The sequence below is a fragment of the Streptomyces maremycinicus genome, from assembly GCF_001184025.1.
GTDB classification, from domain to species: Bacteria; Actinomycetota; Actinomycetes; order Streptomycetales; family Streptomycetaceae; genus Streptomyces; species Streptomyces maremycinicus.
This window is the reverse complement of sequence record NZ_BBYG01000011.1, coordinates 109594-122847: the sequence shown is the minus strand read 5'-3', so window position 1 is coordinate 122847 and position 13254 is coordinate 109594. Positions and strand designations below refer to the sequence as shown.

Below are 13254 nucleotides of genomic sequence, written 5' to 3'. Positions count from 1 at the left end.
TTGGTGGGCGGAATCCAATCATGGCCTCAATTCCCCCCTCCCACTTTCCCCCTTGACAGAATTTTCCCCCTCCGGATTCCCCTGGTCGACAGCGTCGCCACGCGGTGCGATAGCCCCCATGACCAGGCTCCAAGAGGAGACCCCGCGTGACGGGGGCATCCGTAGCTTTGCCGACGTGGCAGACGTGTCATGCGCGAGGTCGGTTCACGAAGACCGGCACAGCACATCCGCGAGGGCAGGCTTACCGGCGGCATCCCATGGCTGTCAGGCGGCCTTTCTCCCTGATCTCGCGAAAGTTGGGGAAATGCGGCAGGCAGCGGGGGCGTTCCTGCGGCAGTGCCGTGTTTCGGAGTCGGTGGCGGGGGTCGTCGTACTGGCCGTCTCGGAGCTGGTCACCAACGCCGTGGTTCACGGTGAGGGAGAAGTCATGCTCCGGATCACGGTGGCCGTCGACGTGGTGCGCGTCTCGGTCACCGATCACAATCTGGCCCCAGCTGTACTCAAGGAAGCCGGACCCGACGGTGAATCCGGTCGCGGGATCCGGCTTGTCGAGGCGATCTCAGACGCGTGGGAGAGCAGCGGCAAGGAAACGTGGTGTGAGTTCCGGTGCGCGAGGGCTGCGGGTTGAGCCAGACTTCCAACTGGTTCCCGGCAATTCGGTTGACGAGTCGGGTAGCTCAGTCACTTCCCCTACAGAGGACGCTCCGAGGGCCGTTCACTTGCCTTCGCCCAGTAGTTCGGTTCAAGCATCTCGCCAGGCCATGCAGGCTGACGGATCGGGCCCTGAGGCCCCATCTGTTCGAAGTACGGAGCCAGGTCGATCACGGGCGTCCCGTCGACGGCGTCGAGATCAGCGACCAGGAGGTCCCTGCCTTCGACCTTGAGCAACCGCGGGTAACTGACCGCCAGTTGGTTAGGGCGCCGGTGGTTGCGGTGGACGAACGTACCGGTCGCCGGCCAGTTCTGGTTTCCCCTTGGACTGCGTGCGTGAAGCTGCACGTCTTCGGGTCGGGCCAGATGGAAGCGCCAGGTCACGGTCAGATGGGAGAACTGCTCGATTCCTCGCAGGGTTTCGAGGGGGTACGTCTCGTCGAGCCGGATGATCGATTCGACCCCGCCTTGATAGTCGTCCTGTACGCGGGTGTGGCCGCCGACGACCGTTGCGATCGACTTGACCTCGTAGGTCGGCATCAGCGCTCGTTCCTCTCCCTGGGCGTAGCGTGTGCGGCGGCCTCCGGTCGGCGCCGCGAAACGGTTCTGTGGTCAGCCTATGGCTCGCAACATGCCTCGCGCGCGATGGTCCAGTTCGGCGACGTGGCGACCACCGCGTTGCCGGACGGGCGAGAGGTCGCTCTGCATGCGGACGATGACGTCGCGGGCTCGCCCGGACTGAATACCGGCCATGGCGTCGAGGGCTTCGTTCCAGGTTGCGCATGCCTCGTCGAGGCGTCCCTGTTGGACTTGGACGGCGCCAAGGTAGCCGAGCGTCACGCTGTGGGTACGGGCGAACTGCTGGCGTCGGCGCGTGGCCACGCTGCGCTTGAAGTGGACCTCCGCATCCCGAGGCTGGCCCATGTCGCGCAGAGCACAGGCCGTCTCGTGGGCGAGGGAGGCTTCCTGGAAGAAGCCGACGCGGGCGGGCGCTTCGTTGGCGTCGGCGCGGGCGAGGTCTTGCTCTGCGCGGCTGATGGCCGCGAGGGTGCCGGCTCGGTCACCGTCGGCCGCGAGTGCGCGAGCGTGGACGATCGCCAGCAGCGCCTTCTCACGATGGCTGGCCTGACCGTAGCGGTCGCGGGACATCGAAGCGTCGGCCAGAGCGAGCGCCCTGCGTGGGTGCCCGAGGTCCACGGCCTGGTGGGCGAGGGCGCGCAAGACGTGGCCGCCGAGTGGGCCGTCTCCGGCTTCCGCCGCGATCCGGGCGGCGATGGTGAGGTAGCGCTGGGCGGTTCGGTGTTCGCTGGCGTCGAAGGCCATCCAGCCGGCGAGGTACGTCATCTCCGCGACTGCGGAGTACGTGTCGCGGCGGAGCTGATCTGTACGAAATCGGCCGCCGAGCAGCGGCACCGCCTCGTCGAGCAGGTGGCTGGCGAGGGCTTTGCGGCCGGATGCGCCGCCCCGCTGCTGGTCGCGCGCGGAGTAGTAAACCGTGAGGTCGCGGACGTCGTCGACGTCGGCCTGGGTCACCGGGCGCGAGGAGGCCGGTCGGCGATTCGCCGCTGCAGCGGGGGCGGCTGCCCACCACAAGTTGGTGGGCAGGGCGAGGCCGGCTGCGGAGTAGGCGGCGGTGGCCAGCAGCTTGCGTCGGTGCATGTCGAGGTCGTCGCTTCCCAACTCGGCCAGTGCGGTCAGAGGGTCGACGCTCCAGTCGGATCCGGTGTCGGTCGTGCCTGTCGGCTCTTCTTCCAGCCCGAGGTCGGCCAGAGAGAGGCAGCGGCCGAGCCTGCGGGACAGCGTCTCGCGCAGGATATGCGGCGCTCTGCCACTCGGCTTCGTGCCCTGGACCCACATAGCGATGTGCGAGCGGGAGATCGCCTCCAGCTCACGCACTCCACACTCCGCGGCCACGCGGGCAACAGCGGCGGCTGCCTGCGGCTGGGACCAGCCTGCTTCGCGCAAGAGTGCGGCAAGGGCGACGTTGCGTTCACGGGCCATGGACTGCCCCTCGGTTCCGAAATGATCTTTGACGCCTTTGACGGCCTTCCCAGCCGCACAGGCATACCCCTCGGACGGGATTCACGGTTCGCTCAACGTAGCTGCCAGATCACTCACTTCGCACGCCAGCCGTCGGCTCCGACCGGCGCTCTCGGGTCACTTTGGCTTAATCCGAACAGGAGTTGCGTCATGCGCCTTTCGCCGGATCCTCACCGAGACGGCAGCCAGCCCGTGCGAGAGCGCGGGCGGCGAGCGCCCGTCACTGAGGCGTCGGCGCCGGAGCGCGATCACATGGTGGCCGCGTTGGAGACGGTGACTCTGGTGCTGGGCGAGGATTCGCCACTGCCCGAGAGCGCTGCCGAAGTGGAGGGCCTCGTTCGCCTTCTGCGCGGCCACGTTGCCCAGTTGGGCGCACGGACCGCTCCAGGGATTCCCGTACTGCTGCGCGCGCAGCGCCTCTCCTCTGACAGCGTCCCCGAGGGCTACGTGCCGAGCCGGGTGTACCTGGTCAGGCTCGCAGAGGCCACCAAGGAGCTGATGGCACATGTGGAACCCGGCGGTCCCGAGCCGATCAGCGGGAAGGGCAGGCGGCGTTGGCGGAGGCCCACGGTCAACGTGCTGCGCGGTGCCGTCTTCGCCTTCGCCCTGGCCTGCCTGGTCTTCGCCGCTTCGGTGCCGCGGACATGAGGGTGACCGGTGCCGTCGTCATCGTTCTGGCCCTCGGGCCCTACAGCCTGGCTGGTGCTTCGCGGCGAGCAAGCGGTCGGCCCTGCACTAGTCGTCGAGGACCTGCCGCCGCCCGGCAACGCTCCCCCGTCACCCCGGTGACCACCGACCTGCCTTCTGCCCACCGTTCCCGGCCGCTGCGGCGGCCCCGATACCACCCCGGCCCCGCGGGGCTCACGGAGATCCATACGATGAAACGGCTTCCGCGCATCGAGCAGTACGGCCTGATCGGCGACATGCAGACCAGCGCCCACGTCTGCGATGACGGCTCGATCGACTGGCTGTGCCTGCCCCGCTTCGACTCGCCGGCCCCGTTCGCGGCCCTGCTCGGTTCGGAGAAGCACGGGGCATGGCGCATAGCCCCCGCCGCCGCCTACCAGGAGGGCGCCGCAGCAAGCGCCGAGCGCTGCTATGTCGGCGAGTCCCTCGTACTGGAGACGGCGTGGACGACCTCCTCCGGCAGCGTGACGGTCACCGACTTCATGCCGCCGCGCAACGGAGCGCCGCAGGTGATCCGGATCGTGGAAGGCACGGCCGGCCAGGTGTCCATGGTGTCCGCGCTGCGCGCCCGCCCGGGCTACGGCCGCATCAGTCCGTGGGTCCATGAGGTAGGCGGGCGCATGGTGGCCGAGGGCGGCGAGGACGCGCTGTGGCTGGACACGGCCACCGAGCAGCGGGAGAAGGACGGGGCAATCGTTGGTTCCTTCACGGTCGCCGCCGGCGACCGCGTGGCCTTCGTGCTGAGCTGGAGCCCGTCCCACGGCTGCCCGCCCGACATCCCGGAGCCCGCAACCGCGCTCGGCGCGACCCTGGCGTTCTGGGAGAACTGGGCGAGTCAGTGCACCTACACCGGGCCCTACCGCGACGCTGTCCTCCGCTCGCTCATCATCTTGAAGGCGATGACGTACGCGCCCAGCGGGGGCATCGTCGCCGCGCCGACCACGTCGCTGCCGGAGGAACTTGGCGGCGAACGGAACTGGGACTACCGCTACACCTGGCTGCGCGACGCCTCCACCACCCTGGCCGCACTGCTCGGGTCCGGCTTCCGCCAGGAGGCCGACTCCTTCCGCCGGTGGCTCCTGCGGGCGGTGGCCGGCGATCCGGAGAACCTGCAGATCATGTACGGCATCACCGGCCAGCGGGACCTGTCGGAGCGGGAGTTGGGATGGCTGCCCGGATACGAGAACTCCGCGCCGGTCCGGATCGGCAACGGCGCGGCCGACCAGGTGCAGCTCGACGTCTACGGCTACGTGATCGAGACCCTCTACCTCGCGCAGGAGAGCGGCGTCGCCCCGTGCGGGGACACCGCGGTCCTCCACCAGCGGCTCGTTGAGCACATGGCCGAGCGGTGGCAGATGCCGGACGAGGGGATCTGGGAAGTCCGGGGAGAGCGGCGGCACTTCGTCCACTCCAAGATCATGACCTGGGTGGCCGTCGACCGCACCATCCGCCTGGTCGAGGCCGGCGCCATGGAAGCCGACCTGTTCGCGTTGATCGAGCTGCGCGAGGCCATCCACCACGATGTGTGCACGCGCGGCTTCGACGCCGAGCGCAACACGTTCACCCAGTCGTACGGATCGCAGGAGGTTGATGCCGCGCTGCTGCTGATCCCCCGGGTGGGCTTCCTGCCGCCGGACGACCCGCGCGTGGTCGGAACGGTGGAAGCGGTGCGCCGGGATCTGTCCACCCCCGAGGGCTTCGTGCACCGGTACCGGACCGCCGGGAAGCGCACCGGGATCGACGGCCTGACCGGTAACGAGGGGACCTTCCTCCTCTGCTCGTTCATGATGGTCGACGCGCTCGCCCTGACCGGCCGTCTGGACGAAGCCCATGCCCTGTTCAGCAGGCTGCTGGCCCTGCGTACCGACCTCGGCCTGCTCGCCGAGGAGTACGACCCCACCAGCCGGCGGCAGCTGGGCAACTTCCCGCAGGCGTACAGCCACATCGGGGTCATCGGATCCGCGCTCCTGCTGCAACAGCTCGGCGCGGTTGCGCCTGCGGCGGAGGCGGACGTTCTCGTGGCGGCGAGTGCCTGATGAACACACTCGCCATCACCGCGCTCGTCCTGTTCGCCATCGGGGCCGTCGTCGCCGTGGCCGCGGTCTGGGTCACCCGTCGCCGCTGGCTCGCGGCACGACAGCAGGCACTTCTCCTGGCCCGCGAGCAGCAGGCCACCGAGCAGGCTCTGGACCGGCTGGTCCACGAGGTGCTGCCGCAGATCCACAAGGTCGGCGGCCGGGCCGCTCCGCCTGTTCTGGTGCCGGAGCTGGCCGGCACCGCCGTCGGCGAGCGGCTGGAGCTCGCGGTCAAGGCCACCGCCGGCCTCGCCCAGGCCATCGTCCGTGACATCCAGTACGCCGCGCACCAGGAGATCGAACAGGTCAAGACGCGCGGGGCGGAGGAGCTGCGCCGTGCGCACACCGACGCGCAACTGGAGATCGCACGCGTGCAGGCGAACGCCGTGCGGTCAACCCAGGCCGCGGTGCGCAGCGTGTCTTCGGCGCTGGTGGGAATGGCCGCCCGGACCAGCCGCAGGGTCAGCGAGGGGGTCCGGGCGCACCAGGACGACGCCGCCTTCGAGACGCTGACCGGGATCGACCGCACCGTCCAGCAGACGCTGCTGGTCGCGCAGGGCTGGACCGTGCTGGCCGGCGGCAAGCTGACCCGGCACTGGACCACCACGACCCTGACCGATGTGGTGCGGGCTGCGATGGGCTACGTCGAGGACTACCAGCGCGTGGCACCGCAGGAGCTGTCCCTCGCGGTGAAGACCCGTGTCGTTGGGCCCGTGGTGCACACCCTCGCCCTCTTACTGGACAACGCGCTGCGGTTCTCCCCGCCGCAGTCCCGCGTCCACGTCTCCTTCGAGCAGGGCCACCACGGGGTCACCGTCATCGTGGACGACAGCGGCCTGCAGATGACGCCGGAGCAGCTCGACGAGGCACGGGACGTCCTCACCGGCCAGCGCACCGATGACATCACACGGCTCGGCGCCCAGCCCAAGACCGGTTTCCGGGTCGCCGCCGCTCTCGCTCGCGCCTACGGCTTCCGGGTCGACGTCCAGGCCCCGAACGCGCTGCTGGGCACCCGCGCGCTCCTCACCCTGCCCGAGGACCTCCTCACTACCGTGGCCGAGGCCGCGTCCGCACCCGCGGTGCACAGCATCCCGCAGGGCGCGCTCGCCCCCGTACCGGAGAGCCGCCTGGCACTGGCCCCGCCCGCGCGAAGACCGCGGCCCGTCGCCGTGCCGGCACACCCGCCGGCAGAGGAGCGCCTCGATGCGTCGGCCGCTGCCGGGACGACAGCCAGCGGGTTGACACGGCGCAACCGGCGCGGCACGCCGGCACCTGCTCCCGCCCGCCGCCCGGTCAACGCGGAGCCGGGACGCGCAAGCGTGATCGCCTCCTGGGCCCGCGGCACCCAAGCGGCACGCGCCGAATTCGACGCCGTCCCCTCCCCGACCCCTGACGAGCAAGGACACGAGGCATGAGCGAGAAGAACATCGGTTGGCTCTTGGAGCGCCTGGAGGAGACCGACGGAGTGGAGTACGCCGTGCTCGTCGCGGCCGACGGCATGAGCCCGGACTACACGCCCCGTCTCCCGCAGGAGCAGGCGGAGAAGATCGCCGCCATCACCTCGACGCTGTGGGCAGCGTCGCGGGCCTACGACCACGAGACCAGCGGCGGGGGCGTGCGCCAGTTCGTCATGGAGTCGGTCGACCACATCTCCCTGCTCATCCCGGCCGGGGAGAACACGATGCTCGCCGTTCGCACCAGCAGCCCCAACGTCGACATCGGCGTGATCAGCGAGGCCGCCCTGCGGCTGGCGGGAAGCGTCGGCGAACAGTTGGGCGTCAAGACCCGGGTGACCACCGGCGTGGAAGCACCGCCGGCATGAGCAGGCCGCGGCAGGATCCCGACCTGGTCAGGCCCTACGTCCGCACGGGCGGACGTACCCGCCCCAACACGGACGTGCGCCTGGAGAGCGTGGTCTTCGCCGCGACCGGCACCCACCCCGGACTCCATGCCGACGGACGCCGCTTGCTGGCTCTGTTCGCCAGTTCCCACGGCGGCGGTCTGGCCGTCGCCGAGATCGCCTCCGAACTCGCCCTGCCGCCCTCGACCACCCGCATCCTCGTCGCCGACCTCATCGGACTCGGACTGATGACCCTCGCCCAAGGCCACGGAGACGAACGCCCGCCCGCCTCACTGATCGAAAGGGTCCTTCATGGCCTCCGCGCTCACGCCTGACCGGTTCGTCGCGCCGACAGTGACGGCGACCGCGAAGATCGTGGTCGCCGGAGCCTTCGGCGTGGGCAAGACCACCTTCGTCGGCAGCGTCTCCGAAGTGCCGCCCGTACACATGGAAGAGACCATCACCCGGGCTAGCGCTCTGGTCGACGACCTGGCCCGCACGCCGGAGAAGTCCACCACCACCGTCGGTGTCGACTTCGGACGCAAGCACCTCGGCGACGACCTGGTGCTGTACCTGTTCGGCACCCCGGGCCAGGCTCGGTTCCGGTTCCTGTGGGAGGAGCTGATCGTCGGCGCCCTCGGCGCCCTGGTCCTGGTCGACCCCCGCGGCCTGGACTCTTCCCACGAGATCCTCACCCTCCTCGAAGAGGCCGAAGTGCCGTACGCGGTCGCGGTCAACCAGTTCGACGGCGCACCCCGCTACCCACTCGCCGAGATCCACGAGGCGCTCGCCTTGGAGGGACACACCCCGCTGACCGTGTGCGACGCCCGCGAGCGGGCGTCGTGCATGCAGGCCCTGATCCAGCTCACCGAATACCTCGCACGTCTGGAGCCCCGACCGTGAGCACCGCGCCTCCTCGCATCTCTCTGTACGAGCCGGACTTCGCCCAAGACCCGCACGCCTTCTACCGGCGTATGCGCGAGCAGTTCGGGCCCCTGGTGCCGGTGGACCTGGCGCCCGGCGTGCCCGCCACGCTGGTCGTCGGCTACGAGGCGGCCCGCCGTATCCTCGGTGACCCGCAGCGCTTCCCCGCCGACCCGCGCCGGTGGCAGACCACCGTCCCGGACACCTGCCCCATCCGGCCGATGATGGAGTACCGGCCCAACGCCCTGCGCTCCGCCGGCGCCGAGCACGCCCGCTACCGCGCCGCCAACACCGCCGCGCTCCAGGCTGTCGACCAGCACGCGCTGCGCGATCACGTCGAGCAGGTAGCCACCCAGACCATCAGCGCATTCGCTGCCGAGGGGAAAGCCGACCTGCTGGCCCAGTACGCCTGGCCGCTCGCCTTCAAAACGCTCAGCCACCTGCTCGGCTGCCCCGACGAGATCGGGCGGCGGATCGCGGACGGCATGTCCAAGATCTTCGACGGGGTCAACGCCTCCATCGGCAACCAGATCCTCGCCCAGGCCGTCACCGACCTCGTCGGCCTGCGCCGCGCGCAGCCCGGCGACGACGTGACTAGCAGGCTCCTCGTCCACGTCGCGCGGCTGAACGACATCGAGATGGGCCAGCAGCTCATCACCCTCTACGGCGCGGGCATCGAACCGCTGACCAACCTGATCACCAACACGCTCCTGGAGATGCTCAGCAACCCGGATTTCTCCGGGGACCTGCATGCAGGCGACGCCTCCGTCCGCGAAGCCCTGGACACGGTCCTGTACCGCGACCCGCCGCTCGCGAACTTCTCCATGAGTTACCCGCCCCGGCCCGCTGACGTCGGCGGCTACCTGCTCCCTGCCGACGAGCCGGTGGTCATCAGCTACGCCGCCTGCAACAACGACCCCGACCTCGGCGGGCGCGCGCCGCTGGGCAATCGCGCTCACCTCGCCTGGGGCGCCGGACCGCACAGCTGCCCGGCCAGCTCACACGCCTATCTCATCGCCGAGACCGCCATCCTCCACATCCTCGACGCCCTGCCCGAGATGGACCTCGCCACCCACCGCGAGGACCTCACCTGGCGCCCCGGCCCCTTCCACCGCTCCCTGGTGACCCTGCCGGTCACCTTCCCCACCAGCTGAAAGAGACCCCTGACGTGCCCGAGCAACAGATACTGGTCCTCGACCCCACCGGCAGCGACCCGGACGCCGAACACCAGGCCCTGCGCGAGCGCGGCCCCGCCACGCTGGTGGATATCCTCGGCGTGCGCGCCTGGTCCGTCTCCGACCCGGTCTTCCTCAAGCAGCTGCTCACCTGCAAGGACGTCTCCAAGGACGGCCGCGCCCATTGGCCGGCCTTCGCCGAGACCGTCCCCACCTGGCCGCTGGCCCTGTGGATTGCGGTGGAGAACATGTTCACCGCCTACGGCGCGGACCACAGCCGCCTGCGCCGCATGGTCGCCCCCGCCCTCTCCGCCCGCCGCACCGCCGCCCTCCAGGCCGACATCGAGACTCTGGTCACCGGGCTGCTCGACGACCTCGACGACCGCCCGGCCGGAGAAAGTGCCGACCTCCGCGAGCACCTCGCCTACCCGCTGCCGATCGCCGTCATCGGACAGCTCATGGGCGTCCCCGGCGACCAGCGCGCCGAGTTCCGCACTGTGGTCGACAACGTGTTCGCCACCCACCTCACCGCCGAGGAACAGGCGGCCAACACCGCCGCCCTCTACGGCCTGCTGGACGCCCTCATCGCTACCAAGCGGACCACGCCCGGCGAGGACATGACCTCGCTGCTGATCGCCACCCGTGATGAGGAAGGCGACGGCTCCGCCCTCAGCGACGCCGAACTGCGCGACACGCTCCTGCTAATGATCAGCGCCGGGTACGAGACCACAGTCAACGTCATCGACCAGGCTCTCACCAGCCTGCTGTCCGACCCGCAGCAGCTCGCCCACGTCCGGGACGGACGGTGCACCTGGCAGGACATCGTCGAGGAGACCCTGCGGCACGAGCCCGCGGTCAAGCACCTGCCCCTGCGCTATGCCCTCACCGACATCCCGCTCCCCGACGGGCGGACCATCCGGTCCGGCGACGCCGTCCTCGCCTCCTACGCCGCCGCCAACCGGCACCCCAGGCTGCACCAGGACGCCGACCAGTTCGACGCCACCCGGATCAGCAAGGAGCACCTCGCTTTCGGGCACGGCGTCCACTTCTGCCTCGGCGCCCCGTTGGCCCGCCTCGAAGTCGCCACGGCTCTGCGCCTGTTCTTCGAGCGCTTCCCCCACGCCCAGCTCGCCACCAAGCGTGAGGAGCTGCAGCGCCTACCGAGCCTCATCAGCAACGGACACGCCAGCGTCCCCGTCCTGCTGCGCCCCACGACGACCGACTGACCGGCCCTCAACGAGGAACCCTTGCCATGACCACCCTCGCCCCAACACAGCCCCTCACCCCGTCCGAACGGCGCATCGCCCAGCACGTGATCAAGGGCCTGGACGCCCGCGAGATCGCAGCCGCCACCCAGCTCAAGCCGAACACCGTTTACTCCACGCTGCGCACCGTGCGCTGGAAGCTGGCCTGTCCCGAACGCTGCTCCCTCGCCGTCGTTGCCCACCGACTCCTCGACTTCGGCCAGATCACCGCCCCGACACCGCAGCGGTCCGCTCCGGATCTCAGCCCCGAGCAGATCAGCCTGCTCAAGGCCGCCACCGAACACACTGTGCCCCTCGACATCGCCCTCGCCGCCGGCCTCGCCCCGGCCGACCTACGCGCCGCGCTCGACCAACTCCTCGCCGACACGGGCGCAAAGGACACCACCGAACTGGTGGTGCTGGCGCACAGCTGGCAGCTGCTGCCGGCCAACCAAGCCGCCCAGGGAAAGCGAAGCGGGGCAACCCGGTGACCCGCCCCACGGCCCCCACGGCCAGCGAGGACCGCTCCGCCCCGGTGCCGTTCCCGCACATGCAGTCGGCCGCCATCTACGAGATGCGCATGCTGCGCACCGCGGCCGAGCGCGACGAAGCCGCCGCCCTCGTCCAGGACCGCCAGCGCTGGCTCACAATGCACGGCCTGCCCGTACCCGCCCGCGGCGACGTTCCCGCGCAGTTCCGCGAGGCGCAGACCGCGTCCGCCGGGATGTTCGAGGACGGGAGGCTGCTGGCCTGCGCGATCCCTGAGCGCGACCCTGACCTCGGATGGGGCCAGAGGCCCTGCCTCTTCCTCCACAGCGTCCACACCCTGCCTGGCCAGTCCGACGACATCACCCGCCTGATCACCCTGTGGGCGTCCGACTTCGCCGCCCGACTCGACCTCCACGTCGTACGGGCCGAGACGCTGGCCCGCCACACTCTCGAAGCCGAACCCCTCGCTGCCCTCCTGCGTCGGCTCACCGACAACGGCTGGGACGTGTGCGGATCCGGCCCCGGACGCGACGGCGATCGAGTCGCCCGCCTCGAACTCCCCGCCGAGCACCGCGCCGGGCTCCGCGCGCTGATCAGCTGCCAGGTCCACGCGCCTCAGCCGGCTCCGGATGATCGGAGCAACGCGTGACAACTGACGAACCGCAGCGGCCCGACCTCGCCCGCGAGCTGATCGCCCGCGCCACGGAATCGGCCACGCACCGGGCCAAGCGCGTGCGCGACCAGCTCGACGCCGTCCAACTCGGACAGGGCCGGCACACCGACCACGTCAACACCAAGGTGCTGCGCCGCATCCTGGCCGACCACGACTGGCCCGGCCACCGCCTCGTCGGCCCCGACGCGGCCCGTGCCGCGTGGAGCATCGCCTGCACAGCGACGACGAACCCGACTTTCAGCGTGCCGCCACCACCCTGCTGGGACGTGCGGTCCAGGCCGGCGACGCGCTGGTCCAGCACTGGGCGCACCTGCACGATCGCGCCCTCATCACCAGCGGGCGCGACCAGGAGTACGGCACCCAGCTCCTGCTGTGCGCCGACGGCATCGAGCTGTGCCCGCTGCGCGAGCCGGAGTCAGTCGACGCACGCAGGGCCACCGTGGGTCTGCCGCCGATCGCTGTCGCTCTGAAGGCGGTGCGCCGCCGGTACACCGCGCATGACTCTGCCGATGAAGGCCCGACCGTCGTCCTCGCGGGGGCCGCGTGAAGCAGCGGAACCCCAGGTTCTCCACCAGTCGGCCTCCCGGCCGCAACTCCGCTCTGCGAAAGGATCGTTGACAGATGAAGCTCACCACCGCCGTCCTCGCTGCCGGTGCTGCCGTCTCCGTCACCACCGCGGTGGTCGGAGCCGCCCGGCTCAGGCAGGACGCGCGGCACCAGGCCGAGCGCAACGAGGCGGTCGTCGCCCGCAACCAGCTCGACTGGCTGGCGCAGATGTCCACCAACGCCGACCTCGCCAAGCTCTGGGCGCCCGAGGACGTGGACGTCGAGGAGTACATGCAGCTGCTCCATGCCAACCAGCAGATCTGCACCCTGAGCCTGCGCGACCGCCTGGGCTTCGTCCGCGACGGACAACTGCCCTTCTACGCCTCGATGCTCATGAACAGCGACGTCTGCCGGCGCTACTGGGCCCGTTTCGGAGACCTCCGCGCCCAGGAGGCCGAGGGCGACGAACGCGCCGAGCACTTCACCAAGGTCCTGAACCAGGCCGCGAAGGCCCACCAGGAAGCGCAGCCCGTAGCAGCCTGACGGCACGGGGCCCATCGACTCCCAGACGTCCTGGACCAGGCGACGCCTTCGCCCGCCACCGTCTGGCACCAAGCTCCGGGCCCCGACCGGGTCCCGGGATCCCGCACCACCCATCGCCACTAGGAGGCAAGCATGACCGCCGTTCAGACGGAGAGGCCGACCGCCCCCGTGCAGTCGGACCTGGCAACCACCGACGAGACCGACCCGTTCGGACTCGACATCACCTTCATCGAGGGCACGCCGGCGACCGAGACGGTCCTGATGTGCAGCACGGGCGACACCTGCGGCAGCTCCTGCCCCAGCGCCTGCACCACCTCGTAAGCCGGGACACCCCGGCAACGCGGGCCGGACGGGGCTCTCCCCGTCC

The 13254-nt window shown here is 70.3% G+C and carries 15 protein-coding genes and 1 pseudogene; 14 read left to right on the top strand and 2 right to left on the bottom strand.

The features are described from left to right. Positions 1–118 precede the first annotated feature (118 nt). Positions 119–628: an ATP-binding protein gene (locus AOQ37_RS41795; RefSeq protein WP_078890121.1), complete on the top strand. Its 510-nt coding sequence runs from the start codon at positions 119–121 to the stop codon at positions 626–628. Positions 629–690: 62 nt separating this feature from the next. Here AOQ37_RS41795 and AOQ37_RS11150 read toward each other — a convergent pair whose 3' ends face one another. Both AOQ37_RS11150 and AOQ37_RS11145 read right to left on the bottom strand, forming a co-directional pair. After that, positions 691–1191: an SAM-dependent methyltransferase gene (locus AOQ37_RS11150; RefSeq protein WP_062643810.1), complete on the bottom strand. Its 501-nt coding sequence runs from the start codon at positions 1189–1191 to the stop codon at positions 691–693. A 72-nt stretch (positions 1192–1263) separates the two neighbouring features. Further along, positions 1264–2652, bottom strand: a complete 1389-nt coding sequence (locus AOQ37_RS11145) for an NsdA family TPR-like regulatory protein (protein ID WP_199824981.1) — start codon at positions 2650–2652, stop codon at positions 1264–1266. 294 nt (positions 2653–2946) lie between these two features. Between AOQ37_RS11145 and AOQ37_RS11140 the strand changes: the two genes are divergently transcribed. The 13 genes and pseudogenes from AOQ37_RS11140 (at position 2947) to AOQ37_RS11080 (ending at position 13208) form a co-directional block, all read left to right on the top strand. After that, positions 2947–3339, top strand: a complete 393-nt coding sequence (locus tag AOQ37_RS11140) for a DUF6415 family natural product biosynthesis protein (RefSeq protein WP_062644432.1) — start codon at positions 2947–2949, stop codon at positions 3337–3339. Positions 3340–3569: 230 nt separating this feature from the next. Next, positions 3570–5414, top strand: a complete 1845-nt coding sequence (locus AOQ37_RS11135) for a glycoside hydrolase family 15 protein (RefSeq protein WP_062643808.1) — start codon at positions 3570–3572, stop codon at positions 5412–5414. Beyond that, positions 5414–6868 (top strand): sensor histidine kinase, encoded by a 1455-nt coding sequence (locus tag AOQ37_RS11130; RefSeq protein WP_062643806.1) that lies wholly within the window; start codon positions 5414–5416, stop codon positions 6866–6868. Before AOQ37_RS11135 ends, AOQ37_RS11130 begins: the two co-directional genes overlap by 1 nt. Continuing rightward, entirely contained in the window at positions 6865–7275 is a 411-nt protein-coding gene (locus tag AOQ37_RS11125; protein ID WP_062643804.1) for a roadblock/LC7 domain-containing protein, read from the top strand. The genes AOQ37_RS11130 and AOQ37_RS11125 overlap by 4 nt, the downstream gene beginning before the upstream one ends. Continuing rightward, entirely contained in the window at positions 7272–7628 is a 357-nt protein-coding gene (locus tag AOQ37_RS11120) for a DUF742 domain-containing protein (RefSeq protein WP_062643803.1), read from the top strand. Before AOQ37_RS11125 ends, AOQ37_RS11120 begins: the two co-directional genes overlap by 4 nt. Continuing rightward, positions 7606–8196: a GTP-binding protein gene (locus AOQ37_RS11115; RefSeq protein ID WP_062643801.1), complete on the top strand. Its 591-nt coding sequence runs from the start codon at positions 7606–7608 to the stop codon at positions 8194–8196. The genes AOQ37_RS11120 and AOQ37_RS11115 overlap by 23 nt, the downstream gene beginning before the upstream one ends. Continuing rightward, positions 8193–9371 carry a cytochrome P450 gene (locus tag AOQ37_RS11110; RefSeq protein ID WP_107085176.1) on the top strand — a complete coding sequence of 393 codons (1179 nt, stop codon included), beginning with the start codon at positions 8193–8195 and terminating at the stop codon, positions 9369–9371. Before AOQ37_RS11115 ends, AOQ37_RS11110 begins: the two co-directional genes overlap by 4 nt. Positions 9372–9385: 14 nt before the next feature. Beyond that, positions 9386–10618: a cytochrome P450 family protein gene (locus AOQ37_RS11105; RefSeq protein ID WP_062643799.1), complete on the top strand. Its 1233-nt coding sequence runs from the start codon at positions 9386–9388 to the stop codon at positions 10616–10618. A 26-nt stretch (positions 10619–10644) separates the two neighbouring features. Further along, positions 10645–11127, top strand: coding sequence for a LuxR C-terminal-related transcriptional regulator (locus AOQ37_RS11100; RefSeq protein WP_062643797.1), 483 nt, complete (start codon positions 10645–10647; stop codon positions 11125–11127). Then, positions 11124–11774, top strand: a complete 651-nt coding sequence (locus tag AOQ37_RS11095; RefSeq protein WP_234436871.1) for a hypothetical protein — start codon at positions 11124–11126, stop codon at positions 11772–11774. The genes AOQ37_RS11100 and AOQ37_RS11095 overlap by 4 nt, the downstream gene beginning before the upstream one ends. Then, positions 11771–12345: pseudogene (locus tag AOQ37_RS11090) on the top strand (DUF6624 domain-containing protein). The gene AOQ37_RS11095 and the pseudogene AOQ37_RS11090 overlap by 4 nt, the downstream one beginning before the upstream one ends. Positions 12346–12419: 74 nt before the next feature. Continuing rightward, on the top strand, positions 12420–12887 hold the full coding sequence (locus AOQ37_RS11085; protein WP_057608337.1) for a DUF6082 family protein: 468 nt from the start codon (positions 12420–12422) through the stop codon (positions 12885–12887). Positions 12888–13019: 132 nt separating this feature from the next. Further along, entirely contained in the window at positions 13020–13208 is a 189-nt protein-coding gene (locus tag AOQ37_RS11080) for an FxLD family lanthipeptide (RefSeq protein WP_057608338.1), read from the top strand. Positions 13209–13254 lie beyond the last annotated feature (46 nt).

What these genes read in the sequence shown, in the direction of transcription:
- AOQ37_RS41795 (WP_078890121.1), top strand. Translation starts at nt 119, where the DNA reads ATGACCAGGCTCCAAGAGGAGACCCCGCGTGACGGGGGCATCCGTAGC.
- AOQ37_RS11150 (WP_062643810.1), bottom strand. Translation starts at nt 1,191, where the DNA reads ATGCCGACCTACGAGGTCAAGTCGATCGCAACGGTCGTCGGCGGCCAC.
- AOQ37_RS11145 (WP_199824981.1), bottom strand. Translation starts at nt 2,652, where the DNA reads ATGGCCCGTGAACGCAACGTCGCCCTTGCCGCACTCTTGCGCGAAGCA.
- AOQ37_RS11135 (WP_062643808.1), top strand. Translation starts at nt 3,570, where the DNA reads ATGAAACGGCTTCCGCGCATCGAGCAGTACGGCCTGATCGGCGACATG.
- AOQ37_RS11130 (WP_062643806.1), top strand. Translation starts at nt 5,414, where the DNA reads ATGAACACACTCGCCATCACCGCGCTCGTCCTGTTCGCCATCGGGGCC.
- AOQ37_RS11125 (WP_062643804.1), top strand. Translation starts at nt 6,865, where the DNA reads ATGAGCGAGAAGAACATCGGTTGGCTCTTGGAGCGCCTGGAGGAGACC.
- AOQ37_RS11120 (WP_062643803.1), top strand. Translation starts at nt 7,272, where the DNA reads ATGAGCAGGCCGCGGCAGGATCCCGACCTGGTCAGGCCCTACGTCCGC.
- AOQ37_RS11115 (WP_062643801.1), top strand. Translation starts at nt 7,606, where the DNA reads ATGGCCTCCGCGCTCACGCCTGACCGGTTCGTCGCGCCGACAGTGACG.
- AOQ37_RS11100 (WP_062643797.1), top strand. Translation starts at nt 10,645, where the DNA reads ATGACCACCCTCGCCCCAACACAGCCCCTCACCCCGTCCGAACGGCGC.
- AOQ37_RS11085 (WP_057608337.1), top strand. Translation starts at nt 12,420, where the DNA reads ATGAAGCTCACCACCGCCGTCCTCGCTGCCGGTGCTGCCGTCTCCGTC.
- AOQ37_RS11080 (WP_057608338.1), top strand. Translation starts at nt 13,020, where the DNA reads ATGACCGCCGTTCAGACGGAGAGGCCGACCGCCCCCGTGCAGTCGGAC.